The organism is Polynucleobacter sp. MG-5-Ahmo-C2 (assembly GCF_018687735.1).
Taxonomy (GTDB): Bacteria; Pseudomonadota; Gammaproteobacteria; order Burkholderiales; family Burkholderiaceae; genus Polynucleobacter.
The window spans coordinates 439,948-463,322 of the sequence record NZ_CP061304.1; the positions used below are offsets into that span (position 1 = coordinate 439,948).

A 23,375-nucleotide genomic window follows, 5' to 3' on the forward strand; every position below is an offset into this window, starting at 1 on the left:
GAATAACTAATTATTTTTATAAATTCCTGTAATTGGCCTTGCTCGCATTCACTAATTGTCTAAACTCTTATATAAGACATAAGACTTTACGAGTCTTAAGAGTCTAAAAATTTGAAGTACTTGTTTAACTTAGGGAGAAAAACATGGCAGACCGCAAAGCAGAAATCGCAGCACTACAAAAAGATTGGGATAGCAATCCACGTTGGAAAGGTATTACGCGTGGATACACGGCAGAAGATGTTGTCCGTTTGCGCGGCTCATTAAAGATTGAGCACACTCTAGCGAAGCATGGTGCGGAGCGTCTCTGGGAATTGGTAAACAATGAAGCTTACGTTAATTGCTTAGGCGCCTTGACCGGCGGTCAGGCAATGCAGCAAGTGAAGGCTGGCATTCAGGCAATCTACTTGTCTGGATGGCAAGTGGCGGCAGACGGCAACTCTTACGCAGCTATGTATCCAGATCAATCTTTGTACCCTGTGGATTCAGTTCCAAAAATGGTTGAGCGTATCAACAACTCTTTCCAGCGCGCTGATGAAATTCAGACTGCTAAGGGTATTAACAAGGGTGACGCGGGTCACATCGAATACTTCGCTCCAATCGTTGCTGATGCTGAAGCTGGTTTCGGTGGCGTATTGAACGCATTCGAATTAAGTAAGGCATTGATTAAGCAGGGTGCTGCAGGCGTTCACTTCGAAGACCAGCTGTCTTCAGTGAAGAAGTGTGGTCACTTGGGTGGCAAGGTATTGTTGCCGACTACTGAGTCTGTGCAAAAATTAATCTCTGCACGTTTAGCTGCTGACGTCATGGGCGTTCCAACCATCATCTTGGCTCGTACCGATGCTGAAGCTGCTGACTTATTGACTTCTGACTACGATGAAAATGACAAGCCATTCTTGACAGGCGAGCGAACTCCAGAAGGCTTTTACAAAACCCGTAAGGGCTTGGATCAAGCAATTTCGCGTGGCTTGGCATACGCAGCTTACGCTGATATGGTTTGGTGCGAAACAGGTACGCCTGATCTCGACTTTGCTCGTAAATTTGCTGAAGCAATTCGTGCGAAATTCCCAGGCAAGATGTTGGCTTACAACTGCTCACCATCTTTTAACTGGAAGAAAAACTTGGATGATGCAACGATTGCGAAGTTCCAGCGTGAATTGGGTGCGATGGGTTACAAATATCAATTTATTACCCTCGCTGGTATTCACTCTATGTGGTACAACATGTTCGACTTGGCGCAAGACTACTCTCAGCGTGGCATGACTGCATACGTTGAGAAAGTTCAAGAGCCGGAGTTTGCTGCGCGTGATCGTGGCTACACTTTTGTTTCACATCAGCAAGAAGTTGGTACTGGTTACTTCGATGACGTTACTACGGTAATTCAAGGTGGAAAGTCTTCTGTAACCGCATTGACTGGTTCAACTGAAGAAGAGCAGTTCCACTAATTTTTGGTAGATCCCTAAGTAGTGCGTAGTAGCAGTAGATTTCATTGCTGCCACGGCATCTAAATTACCTCACAAGGGTGACTTAGATGCCGTTTTCGTATACATTGTTCCCATGGCAAATTGCACACTTTGTAAAGAAGATATTAAGCCCGAAGAGGGCCAGTTAATTTGGCGTGGAGACGACTGCAGAATCATGCTTGTAAATGATTCTGACCTACCTGGTTTTTGTAGAGTCATTTGGAATCAGCATGTCGTCGAAATGACTGATTTGACTTACAGTGAGCGTGAGCACCTGATGACTCTCGTATTTGCTGTCGAAGAAACCATGCGTCACGTTATGCATCCCGACAAAATCAATGTAGCTTCTTTAGGCAACATGGTTTCCCACATTCACTGGCATATTATTCCGAGGTATAAGGATGATGCTTTTTTCCCAGGAACTGCTTGGTCTAAGAGAACTCAAGAAACCCCTGAAGCCGTATTAGTGTTCCGCAAGCAAAAAATGACTGAGTTATCGAGTGCCATCAAAGCTGCAATCGCAGGGCTGGCCTAGCCAAGGCAGATAATCACATTTAAATAAATGTTTATTTTTTGAAATAAATATATTTTTTCGATATAAAAGTTATTTTTGAAAGTATTCGCTTATTAGCCCTGAGGCGAATATAGTCGAGAGATGTCTCCATCTTGCTTCAAATTTCTACAGTTTTCCACCTCTAGACGGCGCATTAATAAGCGCTACAAGCTTGCCGACCAGAAAGAGGTAATGGTCTTAGAGGCCGTCCTGGCGGCCCATTCTGAAAAGGTGGACTTCTCAGTACTGGACTTAATCCTACTTAATGAGATTGCATCTCAGGCTACTTTGCATTCGGTCATGAATCACCTCATTACAAAAAAGTTGATTAAGTCTGAAGTATCAAAAGAGGACCGCAGACGAAAGTATGTCGTTCCAACAAAGTTAGCCCTTGAATGGCTGCAAGACTCTGCTGATTTACTGTGTTCGGCCGCTAAGAAATGAATCTCTCTACTCTCCTCAGGACTACATTTGCTATCTCATTGGTGCTTACCTATTGCCCGGTCGTTGATGCTCAAGCAAACAAAGAAAAATCTGTTGCCTGCTACCAGATTGTCATTAAAGAACCGTTGACGTTTTATGGCAATCCAGGAGATGTATTCACTTTATACGATGGTTCACGCTGGAAGGTTCTGGCCGGCACTCAATTTGAGTATGTCCCATTACCCTATAAAGATGGACTAATTTGTCCGGAATCTGAAAAACTCACCATTGACCGCAAGGTAATGCGCGTTGCAAAACTAAACTAGTTTTTTTAATGCCTCGAGATATTTTTCGGGGCTAAGTTGGCCGCCTTCACGTTGCGCCTCCCACATCACTTGTCCTAAGCATTCCATCATCAGGTGTTGAGCTTCGTGCTCTGAACCCATTTTCTGATTTAGTTTTTCAGCGACTTCTTTAATGCCGGGTGGCTGATTGATTGAGATCTGCTCGCTAATTGATAGATGCATTGAGAGATGAAGAAAGGGGTTGGTTTCTCCGCGCTCTGGTGTGTAATCTTGGGCTAGCGCTCCTTCGGGGTCTGCCAATAGCGTGTGGTACTCGGGATGTTCTGCCATCCAATCACCTGCAAGGATTTCCATGGAATCTAAGATATGACCTTCAGTTTTCTTCTTCCAGGCGTCACAGAAAAAGCGACGCACTTCTTCACGGGTTGGATTAAATATCGCCACGAACTTTTCCTTTGCCAGTTTTTTGTTTAAAGCCGCACAAAGGCTCAACAATGCATTGGGCGCACTCTGGGTTACGCGCCTTACAAGTATATCTACCGTGCAATATAAGCCAATGATGCGCGTCTAGTAAATACTCTTTGGGAACGCGCTTGAGTAGTTGCTCTTCAACCTTAAGTACATCCTTGCCAGGCGCTAAGCCAGTGCGATTCGATACTCTAAAGATATGTGTGTCAACAGCAATAGTGGGTTGCCCAAAAGCAGTATTGAGAATCACGTTAGCGGTTTTTCTGCCAACGCCTGGTAAGGCCTCTAATTCCTCGCGTGTCTGGGGAACCATGCCACCATGTTTGTCTAGTAACAAACGACAGGTTTCCTGTACGTGCCTACCTTTAGAGTTAAATAAACCAATATGCTGAATGAATGGTCTAACCCCTTCTTCACCAAGATCTAATAAGGCTTGAGGGGTATTTGCTGTCTTAAAAAGATTGCGGGTGCCTTTGTTGACTGACACATCAGTTGCTTGTGCCGATAATAGTACCGCAATGAGCAACTCAAATGGTGAGCTGTACTCTAGTTCGGTTATCGGTTTTGGGTTATTAGCTTTGAGTTGCTCAAAGAAAGCGCGCCGCTTTTCAGGGTTCATCATTGCTTTTGCTGAGCGCGCGCAATCGCAGCAGCAATAATGGCGCGTTTGCGTTCTTGCTCTTTCTTCTGCTCATCTGATGTCGGGTTATCCGCATTAACCGCTATTAATTTGGCTGCGGCTTTTTTGGCCAAGCGTTCATCATTATCTTTTTGTTCTCTATCAAGGCGCTGTCCTCGATTGTGATAGCGCTGACGTGAGATATCGGCCAGTTCTGGCGACCAGGCATTCCAGCCTGTTTCGGCTTCAGTCACATCAATCATGCTGATGCAATCGACAGGGCAGGGAGGAATGCAAAGATCGCAACCGGTACACCACTCAGATAAAACCACGTGCATTTGCTTTGATGCCCCCACAATAGCATCTACAGGGCATGCCTGAATGCAGAGCGTACAGCCAATACATTTTTGTGGATCGATGAAGGCCACTGGTCTAGGGCGCTCTATGCCACATTCAGAATCAATGGTGCTATGAAGTTCGAAAGCATCTTGGGGGTAAATCGGCGCGAGAATTTTGCTGAGCCGTTCAATACCTTCAATGCCGCCTGGCGGGCAACGATTAGGTAATGCCTCGCCACTCGCCATCGCCTCTGCATACCCTCGGCAATCAGGGTAGCCACATTTTGTACATTGGGTTTGAGGAAGTAAATCCTCCAAGCGATCAGTCAGTTCGTTCGCTTGTGTAATGTTCATTGCTAAGTACTGACATAAAAAGGTGAGGGCCTCAGCCCTCACTCGTTGATGTCTAGTTAGAGCCTTCTAATTTAGGGGGCCTTGCTTTACTTCTTTTATGTACACCTTGATGTTCACGAATGAAGTTTTTGATCTTTGGATAGACCTTGTCGCGCCAACGGCGACCAGAAAAAATACCATAGTGACCTGCGCCAGCCACTTCGTAGTGATCTTTATTTTCCTTAGAGATTCCTGCACATAAACCATGCGCTGAGCGGGTTTGACCGCTTCCAGAAATATCATCTAACTCACCTTCAACCGTAAGAAGTGCAGTTTCTTTAATATCTTGTGGTTTCACCAGATCGCCGGCTACAGTCCAAGTGCCATTCGGTAGGGCGTAGTCTTGGAAAACTGTCTTAATAGTATCTAGATAGAACTTTGCGTCTAAGTCTAGAACGGCGTTGTACTCATCATAGAAGCGAATGTGTGCATCGGTATCTTGTTCATCACCGCGTACCAGGTTCTGGAAATAATCCCAATGAGATTGCAAATGATTTTGTGGGTTCATGGCCATAAATCCAGCGTGTTGCAAAAAGCCTGGATAAACCTTACGACCAGCGCCGGGATAGGTTGGTGGCACTTTATAAATCACATGACTTTCAAACCAATCAAATGACTTTTGCTCAGCCAAATTATTAACAGCGGTAGGTGACTTACGCGCATCAATTGGGCCACCCATCATGATCATGGAAGATGGAGTCGCTTCACCGGCCGAGGCCATGAGTGAGATTGCACCTAAAGTCGGAACGGTAGGCTGGCAAACAGAGATGACATGCAAATCTTCTGCCCCAATTGCGCGGATGAATTCTTGAATGTAGTGAACGTAGTCATCAAGACCAAAGTTACCATCTTCCAACGGGACATTGCGCGCATCGATCCAGTCGGTAATGTAAACCTTGTGATCTTGCAATAAGGTGCGAACAGTGTCACGCAGCAAAGTAGCATGGTGCCCAGACATAGGGGCCACCACCAAAACAACAGGATCTTCTTTAAGCTTCTTGATGGTTTCTACATCATCCGAAAAGCGCTTAAAGCGAACTAAATTGCAAAATGGCTTAGAAACTTTAGTGATCTCATGAATAGCAACCTCATGACCATGCGCTACAACAGAGCGAATACCAAACTCTGGTTTTTTATAGTTTTTACCTAAACGGTGAAGGAGTTCGTAGCTGGCAGCTAAACGCTCAGAGCCTGGAACCATTGATGCAGGGTTAGACGCATTAATAAATGCCTCCGAAGCTGCACGTGCCCAAGAGCTCATTGGTTGAAGTAAGGCTTTTTGAAATTCGTGTAACTGATATAGCATGCTACCCCCTGTAATTCAGTGAATCCGCTGATTGTGCTTTTTAGGCCAATACGCGGGCAATTGCTTTGGCTACTTTATCAATATTTTTGGTATTGAGGGCCGCCACACAAATGCGTCCAGTAGAAAGGGCATAAATGCCATCTTCTTTCTGTAAGCGCTCAACTTGCTCAGCTGTTAAACCTGAGTAAGAAAACATTCCACGTTGCTGTTCGATAAAAGCAAAGTCTTGCTTCACACCAGCAGCAGCGAGTTTTTCAACAAGACCATGACGCATTGCTTTAATGCGATCACGCATTTCAGCCAACTCATCCTCCCAGAGCTGACGCAATTCTGGAGAGTTCAAAACAGCAGCAGCAATTGCAGCGCCGTGAGTAGGAGGATTTGAGTAATTAGTGCGAATTACACGTTTGAGCTGTGAGAGCACACGAGTAGACTCATCTTTGCTCTGTGTCACGATCGACAATGCGCCAACACGCTCACCATACAGCGAGAATGATTTAGAAAATGAGCTGGATACAAAGAATGACATGCCGGATTGTGCGAAGAGGCGAACTGCAATACCATCCTGCTCAATGCCAGCCGCAAAGCCTTGATAGGCCATGTCCAAGAAAGGAATCAAACTCTTGTTCTTGCAGATCTCAATCACCTGATGCCACTGGGCTTCGGTGATATCTGCACCTGTTGGGTTATGGCAGCAAGCGTGCAAGAGAACGGTTGTGTTCTTTGGAAAAGACTCCAAGGACTTCACCATGCCATCAAAATCAACACCACGTGTCTTGCCATCGAAGTAGGTGTATTCAACTACTTCGAAACCTGCAGATTCAAAAATACCGCGATGGTTTTCCCAGGTTGGGTTGCTAATAGCGCAAGGCGCATCTAAATTCAGACGCTTAATAAAGTCAGCGCCCACACGCAATGCACCAGTGCCACCTAAGCACTCGGCAGTGACAACACGGCCATCTTTAATGAGTGCAGAGTCAGCCCCGAATAATAAATTTTGCACAGCGCTGTTGTATGGGTTTGGACCCTCGATTGGAATGTAGCTGCGTGGAGAGTGCTTTGCAACAATGGCCTCTTCTGCTTTGATCACTGCTTTTAAGAGGGGTACCTTGCCTTCGTCTGTGTAATACACGCCAACACCAAGGTTTACTTTGTCAGAACGTTGATCTGCAACGTAGGCTTCTGTGAGGCCAAAAATAGGATCTTTAGGGGCTAGCTGGACTGAGGCAAACAGGGTCATTTGAGGTCGAGAATGGTGGTTTAAGGATAGTTTTACTTTGCATTGACGTTAAATTGAGTTTAATTGTCGGTTTTTGAAGCCAGAACCAACTATTTCTAAATAAAAACGGCAAAATCATTGTTTGTACAAAATTCGCTGTGAAGAAAACTCACAGATGAAATGATAGCCGAGATGCCCCCTAAGCCCCCCAAAACTGGTTCCAATTCTGCAGCTAAAGAAGATATCAAAAAGCCTGTTGCCGATCCATTAGGCGAGGCTGGCCACGATCTAGATCCAGCTAAATTTGTTCGCTTTCCAGACTCCCCATATGAGCTATATCAGCCATTTGCCCCGGCTGGGGACCAGCCACAGGCTATTGAGGCCTTGGTTGAGGGTATTGAGGACGGATTGAGCTTTCAGACCTTGTTGGGGGTTACGGGATCTGGAAAAACCTTCACCATGGCTAATGTGATTGCTAGAACAGGGCGTCCAGCGATCATTTTTGCCCCTAATAAGACCTTGGCTGCTCAGCTCTATAGTGAATTTAGGGAGTTTTTCCCAAAAAATGCTGTTGAGTATTTTGTCAGTTACTACGACTATTACCAGCCTGAGGCTTATGTTCCTCAGCGTGACCTCTTTATTGAAAAAGACTCCTCGATTAATGAGCACATCGAGCAGATGCGCTTATCTGCAACGAAGAGCTTGTTAGAGCGCCGCGATGTCATCATCGTGGCGACTGTTTCTGCAATTTATGGAATTGGTAATCCTGGCGATTATCACAGCATGGTGATGACGCTACGTCCTGGTGATAAGATGAGTCAGCGCGATATCTTAATGCGACTGATTGCCATGCAATACGATCGCAACGAAACGGATTTTAAGCGCGGTGTATTTCGAGTGCGCGGCGACACGATTGATATTTTCCCAGCTGAACATAATGAGTTGGCAGTACGCGTTGAATTGTTTGATGATGTGGTAGAGAGTTTGCAATTCTTTGATCCACTGACAGGCAAGATTCGTCAAAAGATTCCGCGTTTTACGGTATACCCAAGTTCACACTATGTGACCCCGCGCGAAACTGTTCTTAAAGCAATTGAAACCATCAAAATCGAGTTACGCACTCGTTTAGATGAATTTGTAAAAGATGGAAAACTCGTTGAGGCACAACGCCTAGAGCAGCGTACCCGTTTCGATCTAGAGATGCTGAACGAGCTAGGATTTTGTAAGGGCATTGAGAACTACTCCCGCCACCTATCGGGCGCGGCCCCAGGGGAGGCGCCTCCTACCCTGGTGGACTACCTGCCGAATGATGCACTCATGTTCTTAGACGAAAGCCACGTCCTAATTGGGCAGCTCAATGCGATGTATAACGGCGATAAATCGCGCAAACATACCTTAGTTGAGTTTGGCTTTCGCTTACCCTCTGCAATGGATAATCGCCCGCTCAAATTTACTGAGTTTGAAACCAAGATGCGTCAAACCATTTTTGTTTCTGCAACCCCGGCCGATTATGAAAACACGCATCAGGGGAAAGTGGTTGAGCAGGTAGCTAGACCTACTGGATTGGTTGACCCAGAAATCGAAGTATTGCCAGCCAGTACTCAAGTTGATAACTTGCTTGATCAGATTCATGAACGCGTCAAAGTGGGTGAACGTGTTTTAGTAACGGTGCTAACTAAACGCATGGCGGAGCAACTCACTGATTACCTTTCCGATAATGGTGTGAAAGTGCGTTATGTGCACTCTGATATTGATACGGTAGAGCGTGTCGAAATTTTGCGTGATCTTCGCTTAGGCGTCTTCGATGTCTTGGTGGGTATCAATTTGCTACGCGAAGGTTTGGACATTCCTGAAGTGTCATTAGTGGCAATTTTGGATGCGGATAAAGAAGGCTTCTTACGTTCTGAGAGAAGTTTGATTCAGACTATCGGCCGGGCAGCCCGCAACGTCCGAGGCAAGGCGATTCTGTACGCCGATAGGGTGACCGATTCAATGAAGCGCGCCATGGGGGAGACCGAAAGACGTCGCACCAAGCAAGTTGCCTTTAATAAGCTCCATGGCATTGAGCCTAAGGGTGTTCAAAAGCGGATCAAGGACATCATTGATGGTGTCTATGATGTCAAGGAGAAGCGCCAGGAGATGCAGGTTGAGCAGGAGCGGGCTCGCTATGAAGATATGAGCGAGAAAGACCTGGCAAGCGAAATCAAACTCCTAGAGAAGCAAATGAATGCCGAAGCCAAGAATTTGGAGTTTGAGAAGGCTGCTGGCACTCGGGACCGTCTTACCAAGGTCAAAGAAATGGCTTTTGGAGCCAGCTCTAGAGACTCTATTGGCTAGATAGGCAGGCTTGCCAAAGGGTTTTTTGGGATAATTCCCGAGCAGATTGCTGGGTCATATGGTAAAGTTGAGTGGAATGGTCGGGTATTACCCGCCTGATCATTAGCTGTCCATAACAATCCATTACCAAGGTGACATATGAGACTTACCACTAAAGGCCGTTTTGCAGTAACCGCAATGATTGATTTAGCCCTGCGCGAAGCGCATGGCCCTGTAACTTTGGCTGGAATTAGCCAAAGACAAAAGATCTCCCTTTCTTATTTAGAGCAATTGTTCGGCAAATTACGCCGCTTCAATATTGTTGAGAGCACTCGTGGACCCGGAGGCGGATATACCCTCGCACGCAAGGCTGATGAAATTAGTGTTGCTGACATCATCGTCGCAGTGGATGAGCCATTGGATGCAACTCAATGTGGCGGTAAAGGTAACTGTCATAGCGACGAAGATGAGCATGGTCATTGTATGACGCATGATCTGTGGAGCAATCTTAATCTCAAAATGGTTGAGTACCTCAGCTCAGTAAGCTTGCGTAACTTGGTGCAGCAGCAAGAAGGACGTGGTGTTGTGATTCAAGACATGCGTCAAAAGAAAATTAAAGTTGAAAGCACTAAGGTTGAAAAACCAGCCCTAGCGCTTGCGGCGAAAAAAGAAGTTGCCCCTAAAGCCCCATTAGTAAATTCTGTTTTTAATTTGGCGCGGCAAAGTTAATTGAAGTAATCCAAAAATAAGTAAATCATGAACGCACCACAAGACCTTCCAACGCAGCCGGTTCCGATGTTTAGTCCTAAGCACTTTCCGGTATATATGGACTACTCGGCCACCACGCCAATTGATCCGCGTGTGGTCGACAAAATGCTGCCTTACCTGCGCGAGCAATTTGGTAATGCCGCATCGCGGAGTCATGCCTATGGCTGGGCTGCCGAAGAGGCGGTTGAGTGGGCGCGTTCAGAAGTTGCGCAACTGGTACATGCAGATCCACGAGAGATTGTGTTTACTAGCGGCGCTACTGAAAGTATTAATTTGGCACTAAAGGGTGCCGCGCATTTTTATAAAGATCGCGGTAATCACATCATTACCGTCAAAACTGAGCACAAAGCAACTTTAGACACTTGTCGTGAGCTAGAGCGTGAAGGTTTTGAAGTGACTTACTTGGATGTTTTGCCCAGTGGCTTGATTGAGTTTAAGCAGTTAGAGGCTGCCATGAAGCCAGGCACGATTTTGGCGTCGGTGATGTATGTCAACAATGAAATCGGTGTTGTACAAGATATCCCCGCGATTGGCGAGCTGTGTCGTTCCCGTGGCGTGATTTTTCATGTCGATGCTGCGCAAGCTACCGGCAAGGTAGAGATTGATTTGGAAAAGATCAAGGTCGACTTGATGAGTTTTTCTGCTCACAAGACTTATGGTCCAAAAGGGATTGGCGCATTGTTTGTGCGTCGTAAGCCTCGTATTCGTATTGAAGCCCAAATTCATGGTGGCGGCCATGAGCGCGGTATGCGCTCAGGTACCTTAGCAGTTCACCAAATTGTGGGAATGGGCGAGGCATTTCGCATCGCTCGTATTGAGATGGTCGAGGGAAATAAGCGTATTCGTGGATTGCGTGACCGCTTACTCAATGGCTTGAAAGATATTGAAGAGGTTTATGTCAACGGCGACATGGAGCATCGTGTGCCGCATAACCTGAACATCAGCTTTAACTACGTTGAAGGCGAATCGATGTTGATGGCCCTTAAGGATTTGGCTATCTCATCAGGTTCTGCTTGTACATCAGCATCACTAGAACCTTCTTATGTGTTGCGTGCCTTGGGTCGTAATGATGAATTGGCTCATAGCTCGATTCGTTTTACTCTGGGTCGCTTTACGACAGAAGAAGAAGTGGATTTTACAATTAAGTTAGTGAAAGAAAAGATCGCAAAATTGCGTGAGCTTTCACCATTGTGGGAAATGTTTAAAGACGGAATCGACTTAAGTACGATTCAGTGGGCTGCACATTAAGAATCTGAAGGATTAAAGAGGAAATATCATGGCATATAGTGAAAAAGTAATCGACCATTATGAGAACCCGCGTAACGTAGGTTCTTTTGAGAAGGGCGACGAAAGCGTAGGTACCGGCATGGTTGGTGCGCCAGCTTGCGGCGACGTAATGAAGTTACAGATTCGTGTAAACGATCAAGGTGTGATTGAAGACGCTAAGTTCAAGACATATGGCTGTGGCTCAGCAATTGCGTCTTCCTCATTAGTAACTGAGTGGGTTAAAGGCAAGACTTTGGATCAAGCTTTGGAGATCAAGAACTCTCTGATCGCTGAAGAGTTGGCTTTGCCGCCAGTAAAGATTCACTGCTCTATCTTGGCTGAAGACGCTATTAAGGCAGCAGTTGCTGATTACAAAGAAAAGCATCTAGCCAAATAAACAAAGTAAAACTATGGCCATTACCTTAACCGACAAAGCAGCTGCACACGTTAACCGCAATTTAGAAAAGCGCGGTAAGGGGTGTGGTTTGCGTTTGGGCGTTCGTACCACAGGTTGTTCTGGCTTGGCGTATCAGCTTGAATATGTTGATGAGCCTGCCGCTGAAGATCAGGTATTTGAATCTAATGGCGTAAAAGTATTTATTGATCCGAAGAGCTTGGCGTATTTGGATGGAACAGAGCTAGACTTTGTACGTGAGGGTTTGAACGAAGGGTTTAAGTTTCAAAATCCAAACGTAAAAGATGAGTGTGGTTGTGGCGAATCCTTCCGCGTCTGACGATTACTTTCGCTTTTTTGGTTTAAATCAGCAATTCAAGATCGATTTGCCTGCCTTAGATCAGGCTTACCTTGCAATTCAAAAAGAAGTGCATCCCGACCGACATGCGCGTGGCAGCGATTCTGAGCAGCGCCTTGCGATGCAGATGGCTACATTGGCTAATACTGCTTTTCAGACGCTGAAGAACCCCGTGCAACGGGGTTTATATATTTGTCAACTTCACGGTGTAGATGCCAAGCTAGAAACCAATACTGCAATGCCAGCTGCTTTTTTGATGAAGCAAATGGAATGGCGTGAAAATCTCGATGAGCAGGCTGAAGATCTGCCGGCCTTGGAAGAGCTGATGGATGAGGTGCAATCCTCTAAGCAAGATACCCTTTCTGAAATTGTTCAAGCAATCGATGGCGCCAAAAATTATCAACGTGCCGCTGAACTTCTCAGGGGCCTCCTTTTTATTGATAAGTTCGCTATTGAGCTTGATGATGCTATCGCGGCCTTGGTCTAGTCTGCGTCGAATTAAACTCTAACTCTTATGGCTTTATTACAAATCTCCGAACCCGGTAAATCACTAGCGCCCCATCAGCGCAGGATTGCTGTTGGCATTGATTTGGGAACCACAAACTCACTCGTTGCTATTGTGCGCGATGCTTTGCCAAAAGTGTTGCCTGATGCTCAAGGTAGAGAGCTGCTTCCTTCGGTAGTGCGCTACTTAGCAAATGGTAGAACGCAAGCTGGTTTTGAAGCACTTGAGAGCATAGTCATTGACCCAAAGAACACGATTGTTTCTGTCAAGCGTTTCATGGGCCGCGGAATTCAGGATGTGGAGCATATTGAGAGCGCTCCTTATGATTTTGTTGATCAGCCTGGGATGCTCAAACTCAGAACAGTTGCTGGCGACAAGAGTCCGATTGAGGTTTCTGCTGAAATCTTGGCGCGTTTGCGTCAGCTAGCAGAAGACTCTGTATCTGATGAGATTGTAGGTGCCGTCATTACAGTACCCGCTTATTTTGATGATGCTCAACGTCAAGCGACTAAAGATGCGGCTAAGTTAGCGGGCATTGAAGTGCTGAGATTGCTCAATGAGCCTACTGCTGCAGCGATTGCTTATGGTTTGGATAATGCTTCCGAAGGTGTTTATGCAGTTTATGACCTAGGCGGCGGCACTTTCGATATCTCTATTCTCCGAATGAGTAGAGGTGTATTTGAAGTGCTCTCTACTGGCGGTGATTCTGCTTTGGGTGGCGATGACTTTGACCACCGTTTATATTGCTGGGTCATTGAACAGGCTAAATTACCTCCACTCTCTATTCATGACCATCGCACGCTTTTACAAGCTTGCAAACATGCAAAAGAATTGCTTAGCCATAACCCTTTAGCTAGAGTTCACGAGACTCTGGCAGACGGTACCGTAGTCAATGTTGGGGTTAGTCAGGCGCAATTCTTTGAGATTACTCAGAACTTGGTTGCCAAGACTCTCGCCGCCTGCAAAAAAGCTTTGCGCGATGCAGGTTTAAAAGCCGAAGATATTAAAGGCGTAGTGATGGTGGGCGGCTCTACCCGTATGCCAAATGTTCAGCGTGCCGTCGGTGAGCTATTTGGAACACAACCACTCAATAATTTAAATCCAGACCAAGTGGTTGCTCTGGGTGCTGCTATGCAAGCCGATTTGCTGGCTGGCAATCAAAGTAAAGATGATGAGTGGCTCTTGTTAGACGTCATTCCACTTTCGCTTGGTATTGAAACCATGGGTGGCCTGGTTGAAAAGATTATTCCGCGCAATACGCCGATTCCGGTAGCAAGAGCGCAAGACTTCACCACCTTTAAAGATGGTCAAACTGCATTGGCAATTCAAGTGGTGCAAGGTGAGCGTGAACTTGCCCAAGACTGTCGTTCTTTAGGGAAGTTTGAGTTACGCGGTATCCCAGCAATGGCTGCAGGTGCTGCACGAATTCGGGTCACTTTCCAGGTAGATGCAGATGGCCTATTGTCTGTAAGCGCTATGGAGCAGGGCTCTGGTGTCCAAGCCTCAATTGATATCAAGCCTTCTTATGGTTTAACGGATGCTGAAATTACTCGTATGTTGCAAGATGGTTTTGCTTCTGCCAAAGAGGATTTGCTCTCGAGATCATTGCGCGAAGAACAAGTCAATGCACAGCGTTTATTAGATGCTGTACAAACTGCTCTAGCAAGTGATCGCAATCTCCTGGATGCGAAAGAGCAAGCTGCAATTGACCAAGAGATGGCATATCTACAAAAGATTTTGAATGAAGAAGTCGATAGCGACATAGTTCGCAAAGCAGTTGATCATGCTGCGAAGGCTACCGATGACTTTGCACAAATGCGCATGAATGCCAGTATTCAGAAAGCATTGTCTGGTAAAAATGTTGCAGAGATCTAAAATAATCAATATCAAACCAATAGAAAAGAATCATGACTCAAATCGTTGTCCTACCGCATAGTGAGTATTGCCCCGAAGGCGCAGTGGTTGAAGTGACGCCAGGTACATCGATTTGCGAAGCGCTGCTAGAAAATGACATTCCGATTGAACATGCCTGCGATATGGTTTGCGCTTGCACTACTTGTCACGTGATCGTGAAAGAGGGTTTTCAGAGCCTAAACCCCCCCGATGAGAATGAAGAAGATATGCTCGATCGCGCTTGGGGACTCAATCCTCAATCCCGGTTATCTTGCCAAGCCATTGTTGCTAAACAAGATTTGGTGATTGAAATACCCAAATATTCAATTAACCACGCCAAAGAGAATCATTAATGCACCAAGCTTGAGCATTATGGCTCTTAAAGAGGCAATCCCCACAAAAGTGAGATTTTGAGAGGGCTAATATGAACCTGTAGTTTGTTCTTTAAGCAGTACCTCCAAAAATCTCTTTTAAGCCATCCTTTGGGATGGCTTTTTCTTTATTGGGCTGTTGCCTCACGAATCATTCCAGCAGCAACAGTGTGATTGGTGCATTCATCAATGAGGATGAATGCACCAGTAGGCTGGGATTGATTAAACAGATCGGCTGCAATTGGTTTTTGCAACACAAAATCCACGCGACCGATTTCATTGGTGGTCAGTGCATGAGCATGGCTGGCATGCGAGAGGGTTTCGACATCTAGCACTGTTTGAATCACTTTTACTTTAGCCCCAACAGTATTGCTAGTGTGACGCAATGCATATTTACGACTTAGGGAGAGAGGCTCGCTATCTAACCAGCAAAGATCAGCAGAAATTTGCTTGCTAAGTGTTGGTATAGCAAGATCATCGGCGCTAACGAATAATGATCCACGAGATACATCAATGTCTTCTGCTAACTGAATAGCAACAGCTTCCCCGGTCTGTGCAGACTCAACAGCATTATTGCTACCTGCCTTAGATCGATTACTTAAATAGATCTCAGCAACTGTCGCCTCAACATTACCTGGTAAGACTCGAATCTTTTGACCCTTTCGAATGCTGCCAGACTCAATTTGGCCGAGATAGCCACGGAAGTCATCAGAGACGCTACCATCCTGACGTGCTACGTATTGCACGGGGAAGCGTAGGGCGAGTTTTTCAGACTCGGGGCTGGTGTCCAAACTCTCCAACCACTCCAGTAGGGTTGGGCCTTTGTACCAAGGCGTATGTTTACTGGCGGTAACTACGTTAGCACCAAGCAAAGCGGAGATTGGAATCGATGTTGGTTTAGGTAAGCCGATCTTTTGGGTTAAGTCTTCAATAGATTCTTTGATGGTGTTGAAAATCTTTTCATCAAACCCAAATAAGTCCAGCTTGTTAATCGCAAACACCACATGACGTAAACCCAATAAATGTACTATGGCTGCATGACGTTTGGTTTGTGCCAGCAAGGTAGCCGGGCTTGTATCGAGATCAACGCGGGTGGCATCCACTAAGATCACTGCTACATCTGATTGGGATGCGCCAGTAACCAAGTTACGGGTGTATTGCTCGTGGCCTGGCGCGTCAGCTACGATGAACTTGCGCTGAGGGGTCGAGAAATAACGATAGGCCACATCAATCGTGATACCTTGCTCACGCTCAGCCTCTAAGCCATCAGTTAGCAGGGCTAAATCAACACCAGCATCAGAAGAAGTGACGCGGGCATGCTTAGTTTTAGATAAAGATTCGAGTTGATCCACCAAAATCGATTTGGTGTCATATAGCAGGCGACCAATCAAGGTGCTCTTGCCATCATCAACGCTACCTGCGGTGATGAAGCGAACAACATTTTGATGAGTAGATGACATTAGAAGTAACCTTCTTTCTTGCGGCGCTCCATCGAGGCCTCATTGGTTTGATCATCCATACGGGTAGCCCCACGCTCAGTGATTTCAGTAATCGCAGTTTCTGCAATGATTTCGAGAGGAGTGGCGGCAGTACTCAGAACGGGGCAGGTACAACTAATATCGCCAACGGTACGAAAACGCACGCTGAGAATCTCGCTAATATCACTAGCTGCCTTAGGTGTCACATCAGTGACAGGCACTAGTAAATTATTTTTCTTCACTACTTCACGTTGATGTGTGTAGTAAATACTTGGTAAAGCCAGGTTTTCACGGGCAATGTATTGCCAGATATCAAGCTCTGTCCAATTTGAGATTGGGAATACGCGCATATTTTCGCCTTTAGCGATGCGGGCGTTATATAGATTCCATAGTTCTGGGCGTTGAGCCTTTGGGTCCCATTGGCCAAATTCGTCTCTGAAAGAGAAGATGCGCTCTTTAGCGCGAGCCTTCTCTTCATCACGGCGTGCGCCACCCATCAAGGCATCGAATTCATATTCAGCAATGGTTTCTAGCAGAGTCACGGCTTGTGCGGCATTGCGTGAGTCGGTTTCTTTACGCAAACGCACGGTACCTTTTTTGATCGAGTCTTCCACATGCCCAACAATCAATTTCACACCCGTTTTTTCAACTACAGAGTCACGGTAGCTAATGACTTCAGGATAGTTATGACCAGTATCGATATGCAAAATGGGGAAGGGCAGCTTCACGGGGCGATTGCCAAATTGAAAAGCCTTGCGAGCTAAGTGAAACATCACAATCGAGTCTTTACCACCGGAGAACAGCATGGCTGGGTTGGTGCACTGAGCTACCACTTCACGAATGATGTAGATCGATTCAGCCTCAAGCCAATCCAAGTGATCATCAAGCAATTTTTGTTCTGACATTCTGTAAGTTATTTCTACCAAGTTTTAATGATGAATTTGATTATTGATTAACGTGTAAGCCACATTCTTTGCTATCGCTTTGTAACCACCACCAGCGACCTGCGCGGATGTCTTCACCCTTCTTTACCTGACGGGTACACGGTTCGCAGCCAATACTAGGGTAGCCTTTGAGATGAAGTGGATGAATCGGAAGGTTTTCTTGTTTAATGTAAGCCCAGATATCTGCTTCACTCCAATCAAACAAAGGATTGAACTTGGCAATACCTCTCGCATCATCTAATTCTTCTAAATTAAGTTCAGTGCGCGTAGTTGATTGCTCGCGCCGTTGACCAGTAATCCAGGCATCAGCGCCAACTAATGCTGCATTGAGCGGTTTGATCTTGCGGGCGCCACAACAAGCCTTCTTAGGCTCTTCGCCGTCGTAAAATCCATTCATGCCATATTGACTTACAAAAGCCTGTACATCGGAATCCTGTGGATGGATCTTTTCAATCGCTACACCGTAATGATCTTCCGTAATCTTGACCATATCAATAGTTTCTTGGTGAAGACGGCCAGTAGCTAAAGTAAATAATTTGATATTCGCCTTGGCTTTAGAAATGGCATCAGTGATCACCATATCTTCTGCAGCCAAGCTAGTTGCAAAGCGCACATCAGAGAAACGATTAGAGATGTCGACTAAACGCTGCTTCAGAATACTGGACTTTGCAGCAAGCTCTACTGGTGTGAGCATGCTTGGTGGGATGGACCACAATTCTTGAGCAATCATGATGAAACTAATTTGATGCCAACTAGAAATAGAGTGCCAGCAAGTGTGGTTCGAGTAGCTTTTTCTGAAAGGGTGCTTGAGAGTTTTGCCCCCAACCATATTGCTGGTACTGAGCCAAGCAATAAGCCAAAGAGTAAGTCAAAGTGGACATTGCCTAGCCACCAATGACCTAATCCAGCTAGTGCTGTAAGTGGGACTGCATAAGCAATATCAGTGCCAGCAACTTGCGCGGGTTTGAGATGAGGGTAGAGCACTAATATCAAGGTTGCACCAATTGCGCCGGCACCAATTGAGGATACGGTGACTAAGACGCCAATAATGGCTCCAACAATAATGGTTGCGGCCTTCAAATTTGTCCCACTGGGTAAGAAGTTTGGATTTTCTTGTACCCACTTCAAAATCTTCACTCTAAAGAGTAAAGATGCGGCAGTTAATAACACGGAGATCCCGATTGAAACGCTAATTAAATGATTGAAATTTTTGGAAACTGGGCCAACATATTTCAAGGTGAGGATGGAGAGAATTGCAGTTGTTAGACTTCCAATGCAAAGTAGACGAACAATATCCCAGCGAACATTGCCATGGAGCCTATGAGCGACAGTACCAAAGCCTTTGGTAATGGCAGCAAATGCTAAATCAGTACCCACTGCAGTAGTTGGAGTCACACCAAAAATAATGGTGAGCAATGGCGTCATCAGAGAGCCACCACCAACACCAGTCATACCAACTAAGAGACCAACAAGTGCTCCAGAAATAATGAATTGAGATGAATCTAGAAAAAATTGCAGCATTACTTATCTCCGGTTAGTTTAAGCAAATGATTGCTCAAACTCTTCGAGCTTGATGGCGTTCATGAGGAAAAGAATTTGACGTTGGAAACTTTTGCGCTCTGCGACCTTGTCATGTGGCAGGCGATCATGTTCCCGCAATAGCTGAGTGATAACAGGGTTGAAATGCTCGCGGACGGGGGACATCGAATTTCCTTGGTAAATATCTCGTTAAAAGAGAATGTACCAAGGGGTCTATATATCTACAAGGAATATATAGCGATATCTAAATTACTTTTAGGTATAAAGAGATTGTCTACTTATTTCTCAACAAAAGCACGTTCGAAGACGTAGTCGCCTAATTGGCCAAGACTTGGAGATACTTTGAAGCCCTTGGCATCCAGCATCTCAGCGGTCTCTTTCAGCATAGAGGGGCTCCCGCAGATCATTGCTCTATCTACAGCTGGATCTAATGGAGGTAAGCCTATATCTTTGAAGAGTTGTCCAGATTCAATAGCAGTCGTAAGGCGGCCAGTATGTTTGAATGCCTCACGCGTTACGGTTGGGTAGTAGATGAGTTTTTCACGAATGATTTCGCCGATGTATTCATCTTGAGTGAGTTCATCTTTAATGTAATCACCATAAGCGAGTTCGCTCACCAAACGTACGCCATGAATCAAGACCACTTTCTCAAACTTCTCATAAGTATCTGGGTCACGAATGATGCTCATGAATGGCGCTAAGCCTGTGCCAGTGCTAAATAAGTAAAGATGTTTGCCAGGATTTAAGTCGTCGATGACCAGGGTGCCAACAGACTTCTCGCTGACAAGAATGGGATCGCCAACCTGAATTTTTTGTAAGCGCGATGTCAATGGACCGTCTTGAACCTTAATACTCAAGAATTCCAAATGTTCTTCATAATTTGGGCTGGCAACGCTGTACGCTCTGACTAAAGGCTTGCCTTCAACCTCAAGACCAATCATCAAGAAGTGACCACTACGAAAGCGCAGACCCTTATTGCGAGTGGTGGTAAAGCTAAAGAGAGTGTCGTTCCAGTGGTGAACGGTGAGAACGGTTTCGGTGTTGTATGCGGCCATAAATGCTTGTAATGAAAAAAACTCAGTTTTAAGGAATCGTTGATTATCCCATTCCTGGAGGCCAATTTCTGGGCAAATCCCTCATAAATAGGACTAAGTAGTGATATGCATCAAATTTTTGGTAATAAGTCCCGTTCTAAATTCAGGTTTATTGAAAAGGCTATGATGTCCTATGAGCTCAGTACGCTACTTATTTATTTCCCTATTCAGTCTTGGACTGGTTATTTTCGCAGTGATCCTCCAGCAGGTGGGGTACCAGGAAGTCAGTTTCTTGCCATGCCCTTTATGTATTTTACAAAGAGTCGGCTATCTTGGAGTTGCCATCTCCTGCTTTTTAGCGGTTGGCATTGCCCCTTTAAGAAAGTTGTTTCATGGTCTAGCAGCATTGTCTGCGGCATATGGCGTATCTGTGGCTGCCCATCAGGTTTGGCTTTTATCTCACCCGGAAACATCCTGCGGCATCGATCCACTAGAGACTTGGATTAATCAATTTCAATTAGCGCAAGGATTGCCTTGGTTATTTAAAGCAGACGGTCTTTGCTCAGCAAAGTTACCTGCAATTTTGGGGCTACAAGTACCTGAGTGGTCTTTATTCTGGTTTACTGTTTTATTTCTTCTTCTGACTGTTACCTTCTTTAAAAAACAACAGTGATCCCACTTGATCTTGGCGAATAAAAAAGGCACCCTAGGGTGCCTTTTGTTTATTTCGGAAATGATTGCTCTTCTTCTCGACGCAAATGAGGAAAGAGGATCACATCACGAATGTTTGGCGCATCTGTGAGCAGCATCACTAAACGGTCGATGCCAATACCGCAACCACCGGTTGGAGGCATACCATACTCGAGTGCGCGGATAAAGTCATGATCGAAGTACATTGCTTCTTCGTCGCCAGCTTCTTTTTGCTCTACTTGTTTGCGGAAACGATTAGCTTGGTCTTCAGCATCATTGAGCTCTGAGAAACCGTTGGCGATCTCTCGACCAGTAATAAAAAGTTCAAAGCGCTCAGTAATGCCTGGGCGGGAATCAGACTCTCTAGCGAGTGGACTTACTTCGATTGGGTAATCAATGATGTAAGTTGGCTCCCAGAGGTGTTCTTCAGCAACCAATTCAAATAAAGCTAATTGCAAAGCACCGATACCAGCATTCTTGAGTGTTGGGGCATCTGGATTTTCGCCACCTTTTTTCAATTCGGCGCGGATGAAATTGATATCGTCTAATTGTGTTGCTTCATAGTTTTTCCCGGATTGGCCACAATACTTCAGAATGGCTTCAGTAATCGTGAGGCGTTGGAATGGTTTGCTCAAATCCAATTCACGACCTTGATGAGTCAATACTGCCGTGCCTTGCGCATCCATTGCTGCTGCACGAATCAAGCCTTCAGTGAAGTCCATTAGCCAACGGTAATCCGTATAGGCCGCATAAAACTCCATCATCGTAAATTCTGGATTGTGGCGTGGACTGACACCTTCGTTACGGAAGTTGCGGTTAATTTCGAAGACGCGTTCAAAGCCACCAACTACTAGGCGCTTGAGATAGAGCTCAGGCGCAATACGCAAGAACATCTGCATATCGAGTGCGTTGTGATGGGTAATAAAGGGTTTAGCTGCTGCGCCACCAGGAATCGGGTGGAGCATTGGTGTTTCAACCTCCATGAAGTCAGCATCGAGCATGTGACGACGCAAGGAGGCGATTGCATTGCTACGTGCTTTGAAAGTATTGCGACTTTCTGGGTTAACAATGAGGTCTACATAGCGCTGACGATATTTAGTCTCAAGATCTGAGAGGCCATGGAACTTATCTGGCAAAGGACGTAAAGACTTGCTCAATAGACGTAAGTTGCTACTCTCTACTGAGAGCTCACCTTTGTTGGTCTTGAACAGATTGCCCTCGGCAGAGATAAAGTCGCCCATGTCCCAGTGCTTAAAGGCGCCATGGGTATCAGTACCACTGAGTTCATCGCTAATGTAGAACTGAATCTGACCGCTACGATCCTGAATGGTTGCAAAGCTCGCTTTACCCATCACGCGTTTGAGAACCATTCGGCCCGCAACCTTGACATGTACCTTCTTGGCGGCGAGCTCTTCTTTGGTGAGGCTATCGTAGTGGGCGTGAAGATCAGCAGCTAAATGGGTTGGAACAAAGTCATTTGGAAAAGCAATGCCGCCTTCGCGCAGCTTAGCGAGTTTTTCGCGGCGCTCCGCAATAATGTGGTTTTCATCAACCGCTTCGGTGGCTGGTACTGGCGTATTGCCTGAGTTGGTTTTATCGTTCATATTCGTGAGTAATTAAACGCCTTGCTTCAGGCTGGCTTCAATAAAGGCATCAAGATCTCCGTCTAATACTTTTTGAGTATTAGAGATCTCAACGTTAGTACGTAAATCTTTAATGCGGCTTTGATCTAAAACATAAGAGCGGATTTGATGACCCCAGCCCACATCCGTTTTGCTCGCCTCTAATTTATCCTGTTCTGCGCGACGCTTTTGCATCTCATGTTCGTAGAGGCGTGACTTGAGCATGGTCATGGCTTCCGCACGGTTGCGGTGTTGACTACGGTCATTTTGGCACTGGACCACAATACCTGTGGGTAGGTGGGTTAAACGAACCGCAGAGTCAGTCTTATTAATATGCTGACCGCCGGCACCAGAGGCGCGGTAGGTGTCTGTCCGAATATCAGCAGGATTGACATCAATCTCAATGGAGTCATCAATCTCTGGGTATACATAAATAGATGCAAACGAAGTGTGGCGACCATTGGAGGAGTCAAAAGGTGACTTGCGCACTAAGCGATGTACACCAGTCTCAGAGCGAAGGTGTCCGTAGGCATACTCACCGTCGACCTTGATAGTTGCACTCTTAATGCCAGCAACATCACCGTCAGATTCTTCGAGGATTTCTGTTTTATAGCCTTTGCGTTCACAGTATTTGAGATACTGACGATAAAGCATGCTTGCCCAATCGCAAGCCTCGGTACCACCGGCACCTGCTTGAATATCGATAAAGCAATTGCAAGAATCCATCTCATTGTGGAACATGCGACGGAACTCTAGATCGCCGATGACCTTGCTATAACTTTCCACGTCTTGTTCGATGGCAGAAATGGTTTCAAAATCACTTTCTTCTTTAGCCATATCGAATAGCTCAAGAGCACTGGTGATATTGGTATTTAAATCTGTGAGAGTGGCAACTACGCCGTCGAGCAATTTTTTCTCTTTGCCCAGCGCTTGCGCTTTCTTTTGATCATCCCAAATGGTGGGATCCTCAAGGATTGAGTTAACTTCAGTAAGGCGACGCGACTTTACTTCGAAGTCAAAGATACCCCCGAAGAGCTTGCTCGCGGGTGAGCAGATCGGACAAGGTATTAGAAATAGTGTTTAGTTGTTCAGCTTCCATCCCCTGATTATAAG

26 protein-coding genes are annotated in these 23,375 nt (G+C 45.7%); 13 read left to right on the top strand and 13 right to left on the bottom strand.

Going from position 1 to position 23,375, the window contains the following annotated elements; translation table 11 throughout:
- Nucleotides 1–143 precede the first annotated feature (143 nt).
- From aceA to C2740_RS02385, 4 genes are all read left to right on the top strand, one after another.
- Nucleotides 144–1,442, top strand: coding sequence for an isocitrate lyase (gene aceA / locus C2740_RS02370; RefSeq protein ID WP_215293822.1), 1,299 nt, complete (start codon nt 144–146; stop codon nt 1,440–1,442).
- 112 nt (nt 1,443–1,554) lie between these two features.
- On the top strand, nt 1,555–1,995 hold the full coding sequence (locus C2740_RS02375) for an HIT family protein (protein ID WP_215293823.1): 441 nt from the start codon (nt 1,555–1,557) through the stop codon (nt 1,993–1,995).
- Nucleotides 1,996–2,115: 120 nt separating this feature from the next.
- Nucleotides 2,116–2,457 (top strand): hypothetical protein, encoded by a 342-nt coding sequence (locus C2740_RS02380; protein WP_215293824.1) that lies wholly within the window; start codon nt 2,116–2,118, stop codon nt 2,455–2,457.
- Nucleotides 2,454–2,762: a hypothetical protein gene (locus tag C2740_RS02385; RefSeq protein ID WP_215293825.1), complete on the top strand. Its 309-nt coding sequence runs from the start codon at nt 2,454–2,456 to the stop codon at nt 2,760–2,762. Before C2740_RS02380 ends, C2740_RS02385 begins: the two co-directional genes overlap by 4 nt.
- Here C2740_RS02385 and C2740_RS02390 read toward each other — a convergent pair.
- From C2740_RS02390 to C2740_RS02410, 5 genes are read right to left on the bottom strand one after another with little or no spacing between them, the layout of a single operon-like run.
- Nucleotides 2,754–3,179: a DUF1841 family protein gene (locus C2740_RS02390; protein ID WP_215294274.1), complete on the bottom strand. Its 426-nt coding sequence runs from the start codon at nt 3,177–3,179 to the stop codon at nt 2,754–2,756. The genes C2740_RS02385 and C2740_RS02390 overlap by 9 nt on opposite strands.
- Nucleotides 3,172–3,828: an endonuclease III gene (nth, locus tag C2740_RS02395; RefSeq protein ID WP_215294273.1), complete on the bottom strand. Its 657-nt coding sequence runs from the start codon at nt 3,826–3,828 to the stop codon at nt 3,172–3,174. Before nth ends, C2740_RS02390 begins: the two co-directional genes overlap by 8 nt.
- On the bottom strand, nt 3,828–4,520 hold the full coding sequence (rsxB, locus tag C2740_RS02400; RefSeq protein ID WP_215293826.1) for an electron transport complex subunit RsxB: 693 nt from the start codon (nt 4,518–4,520) through the stop codon (nt 3,828–3,830). Before rsxB ends, nth begins: the two co-directional genes overlap by 1 nt.
- 52 nt (nt 4,521–4,572) lie before the next feature.
- Nucleotides 4,573–5,865 (bottom strand): polyhydroxyalkanoate depolymerase, encoded by a 1,293-nt coding sequence (locus C2740_RS02405; RefSeq protein ID WP_215293827.1) that lies wholly within the window; start codon nt 5,863–5,865, stop codon nt 4,573–4,575.
- Nucleotides 5,866–5,905: 40 nt separating this feature from the next.
- Nucleotides 5,906–7,105, bottom strand: a complete 1,200-nt coding sequence (locus C2740_RS02410; protein ID WP_215293828.1) for an amino acid aminotransferase — start codon at nt 7,103–7,105, stop codon at nt 5,906–5,908.
- A gap of 159 nt (nt 7,106–7,264) precedes the next feature.
- Between C2740_RS02410 and uvrB the strand changes: the two genes are divergently transcribed.
- From uvrB to fdx, 8 genes are all read left to right on the top strand, one after another.
- The gene (gene uvrB, locus C2740_RS02415; RefSeq protein WP_251369672.1) at nt 7,265–9,421 is read left to right on the top strand and encodes an excinuclease ABC subunit UvrB; all 2,157 of its coding nucleotides are present in this window, start codon (nt 7,265–7,267) and stop codon (nt 9,419–9,421) included.
- 138 nt (nt 9,422–9,559) lie between these two features.
- A complete protein-coding gene (locus tag C2740_RS02420) occupies nt 9,560–10,129 on the top strand; it encodes a Fe-S cluster assembly transcription factor (RefSeq protein ID WP_215293829.1) in 570 nt (189 codons plus the stop codon).
- A gap of 27 nt (nt 10,130–10,156) precedes the next feature.
- Nucleotides 10,157–11,416, top strand: a complete 1,260-nt coding sequence (locus C2740_RS02425; RefSeq protein ID WP_371818577.1) for an IscS subfamily cysteine desulfurase — start codon at nt 10,157–10,159, stop codon at nt 11,414–11,416.
- 28 nt (nt 11,417–11,444) lie between these two features.
- A complete protein-coding gene (iscU, locus tag C2740_RS02430; protein ID WP_215293830.1) occupies nt 11,445–11,831 on the top strand; it encodes a Fe-S cluster assembly scaffold IscU in 387 nt (128 codons plus the stop codon).
- A gap of 13 nt (nt 11,832–11,844) precedes the next feature.
- Nucleotides 11,845–12,168: an iron-sulfur cluster assembly protein IscA gene (gene iscA, locus C2740_RS02435; RefSeq protein ID WP_072583082.1), complete on the top strand. Its 324-nt coding sequence runs from the start codon at nt 11,845–11,847 to the stop codon at nt 12,166–12,168.
- A complete protein-coding gene (hscB, locus tag C2740_RS02440) occupies nt 12,146–12,673 on the top strand; it encodes a Fe-S protein assembly co-chaperone HscB (RefSeq protein WP_371818578.1) in 528 nt (175 codons plus the stop codon). Before iscA ends, hscB begins: the two co-directional genes overlap by 23 nt.
- Before the next feature lie 27 nt (nt 12,674–12,700).
- Nucleotides 12,701–14,566: a Fe-S protein assembly chaperone HscA gene (gene hscA / locus C2740_RS02445; RefSeq protein WP_215293832.1), complete on the top strand. Its 1,866-nt coding sequence runs from the start codon at nt 12,701–12,703 to the stop codon at nt 14,564–14,566.
- Between the two features lie 32 nt (nt 14,567–14,598).
- Entirely contained in the window at nt 14,599–14,937 is a 339-nt protein-coding gene (gene fdx / locus C2740_RS02450) for an ISC system 2Fe-2S type ferredoxin (protein ID WP_215293833.1), read from the top strand.
- Between the two features lie 146 nt (nt 14,938–15,083).
- Here fdx and C2740_RS02455 read toward each other — a convergent pair whose 3' ends face one another.
- The 6 genes from C2740_RS02455 to C2740_RS02480 form a co-directional block, all read right to left on the bottom strand.
- A complete protein-coding gene (locus tag C2740_RS02455) occupies nt 15,084–16,415 on the bottom strand; it encodes a sulfate adenylyltransferase subunit 1 (RefSeq protein WP_215293834.1) in 1,332 nt (443 codons plus the stop codon).
- A complete protein-coding gene (cysD, locus tag C2740_RS02460; protein WP_215293835.1) occupies nt 16,415–17,338 on the bottom strand; it encodes a sulfate adenylyltransferase subunit CysD in 924 nt (307 codons plus the stop codon). The genes C2740_RS02455 and cysD overlap by 1 nt, the downstream gene beginning before the upstream one ends.
- Before the next feature lie 40 nt (nt 17,339–17,378).
- Nucleotides 17,379–18,107, bottom strand: a complete 729-nt coding sequence (locus C2740_RS02465; protein WP_215293836.1) for a phosphoadenylyl-sulfate reductase — start codon at nt 18,105–18,107, stop codon at nt 17,379–17,381.
- Nucleotides 18,104–18,898, bottom strand: coding sequence for a sulfite exporter TauE/SafE family protein (locus C2740_RS02470; protein WP_215293837.1), 795 nt, complete (start codon nt 18,896–18,898; stop codon nt 18,104–18,106). The genes C2740_RS02465 and C2740_RS02470 overlap by 4 nt, the downstream gene beginning before the upstream one ends.
- Nucleotides 18,899–18,916: 18 nt before the next feature.
- Nucleotides 18,917–19,081, bottom strand: a complete 165-nt coding sequence (locus tag C2740_RS02475; protein ID WP_215294385.1) for a hypothetical protein — start codon at nt 19,079–19,081, stop codon at nt 18,917–18,919.
- Between the two features lie 113 nt (nt 19,082–19,194).
- Complete coding sequence (locus C2740_RS02480) at nt 19,195–19,971, bottom strand: ferredoxin--NADP reductase (protein WP_215293838.1); 777 nt, start codon at nt 19,969–19,971, stop codon at nt 19,195–19,197.
- 172 nt (nt 19,972–20,143) lie between these two features.
- Here C2740_RS02480 and C2740_RS02485 point away from each other — a divergent pair, with 172 nt between their 5' ends.
- The gene (locus C2740_RS02485) at nt 20,144–20,623 is read left to right on the top strand and encodes a disulfide bond formation protein B (RefSeq protein ID WP_215293839.1); all 480 of its coding nucleotides are present in this window, start codon (nt 20,144–20,146) and stop codon (nt 20,621–20,623) included.
- A gap of 49 nt (nt 20,624–20,672) precedes the next feature.
- On the opposite strand, the gene lysS is transcribed toward C2740_RS02485, so the two are convergent.
- Both lysS and prfB read right to left on the bottom strand, forming a co-directional pair.
- Nucleotides 20,673–22,244: a lysine--tRNA ligase gene (gene lysS / locus C2740_RS02490; RefSeq protein WP_215293840.1), complete on the bottom strand. Its 1,572-nt coding sequence runs from the start codon at nt 22,242–22,244 to the stop codon at nt 20,673–20,675.
- A 12-nt stretch (nt 22,245–22,256) separates the two neighbouring features.
- Nucleotides 22,257–23,361, bottom strand: a protein-coding gene (prfB, locus tag C2740_RS02495) for a peptide chain release factor 2 (protein ID WP_215293841.1) whose coding sequence is annotated in 2 segments (ribosomal slippage) — nt 22,257–23,288 and nt 23,290–23,361 — 1,104 coding nt in all. Because the reading frame shifts where the segments join, the coding sequence is not laid out codon by codon here.
- Nucleotides 23,362–23,375: the final 14 nt, after the last annotated feature.

Coding starts and splice junctions, on each gene's coding strand:
- aceA (WP_215293822.1), top strand. CDS start 144: ATGGCAGACCGCAAAGCAGAAATCGCAGCACTACAAAAAGATTGGGAT.
- C2740_RS02375 (WP_215293823.1), top strand. CDS start 1,555: ATGGCAAATTGCACACTTTGTAAAGAAGATATTAAGCCCGAAGAGGGC.
- C2740_RS02380 (WP_215293824.1), top strand. CDS start 2,116: ATGTCTCCATCTTGCTTCAAATTTCTACAGTTTTCCACCTCTAGACGG.
- C2740_RS02385 (WP_215293825.1), top strand. CDS start 2,454: ATGAATCTCTCTACTCTCCTCAGGACTACATTTGCTATCTCATTGGTG.
- nth (WP_215294273.1), bottom strand. CDS start 3,828: ATGAACCCTGAAAAGCGGCGCGCTTTCTTTGAGCAACTCAAAGCTAAT.
- rsxB (WP_215293826.1), bottom strand. CDS start 4,520: ATGAACATTACACAAGCGAACGAACTGACTGATCGCTTGGAGGATTTA.
- C2740_RS02405 (WP_215293827.1), bottom strand. CDS start 5,865: ATGCTATATCAGTTACACGAATTTCAAAAAGCCTTACTTCAACCAATG.
- C2740_RS02410 (WP_215293828.1), bottom strand. CDS start 7,105: ATGACCCTGTTTGCCTCAGTCCAGCTAGCCCCTAAAGATCCTATTTTT.
- uvrB (WP_251369672.1), top strand. CDS start 7,265: ATGATAGCCGAGATGCCCCCTAAGCCCCCCAAAACTGGTTCCAATTCT.
- C2740_RS02420 (WP_215293829.1), top strand. CDS start 9,560: ATGAGACTTACCACTAAAGGCCGTTTTGCAGTAACCGCAATGATTGAT.
- C2740_RS02425 (WP_371818577.1), top strand. CDS start 10,157: ATGAACGCACCACAAGACCTTCCAACGCAGCCGGTTCCGATGTTTAGT.
- iscU (WP_215293830.1), top strand. CDS start 11,445: ATGGCATATAGTGAAAAAGTAATCGACCATTATGAGAACCCGCGTAAC.
- iscA (WP_072583082.1), top strand. CDS start 11,845: ATGGCCATTACCTTAACCGACAAAGCAGCTGCACACGTTAACCGCAAT.
- hscA (WP_215293832.1), top strand. CDS start 12,701: ATGGCTTTATTACAAATCTCCGAACCCGGTAAATCACTAGCGCCCCAT.
- fdx (WP_215293833.1), top strand. CDS start 14,599: ATGACTCAAATCGTTGTCCTACCGCATAGTGAGTATTGCCCCGAAGGC.
- C2740_RS02455 (WP_215293834.1), bottom strand. CDS start 16,415: ATGTCATCTACTCATCAAAATGTTGTTCGCTTCATCACCGCAGGTAGC.
- cysD (WP_215293835.1), bottom strand. CDS start 17,338: ATGTCAGAACAAAAATTGCTTGATGATCACTTGGATTGGCTTGAGGCT.
- C2740_RS02465 (WP_215293836.1), bottom strand. CDS start 18,107: ATGATTGCTCAAGAATTGTGGTCCATCCCACCAAGCATGCTCACACCA.
- C2740_RS02470 (WP_215293837.1), bottom strand. CDS start 18,898: ATGCTGCAATTTTTTCTAGATTCATCTCAATTCATTATTTCTGGAGCA.
- C2740_RS02475 (WP_215294385.1), bottom strand. CDS start 19,081: ATGTCCCCCGTCCGCGAGCATTTCAACCCTGTTATCACTCAGCTATTG.
- C2740_RS02480 (WP_215293838.1), bottom strand. CDS start 19,971: ATGGCCGCATACAACACCGAAACCGTTCTCACCGTTCACCACTGGAAC.
- C2740_RS02485 (WP_215293839.1), top strand. CDS start 20,144: ATGAGCTCAGTACGCTACTTATTTATTTCCCTATTCAGTCTTGGACTG.
- lysS (WP_215293840.1), bottom strand. CDS start 22,244: ATGAACGATAAAACCAACTCAGGCAATACGCCAGTACCAGCCACCGAA.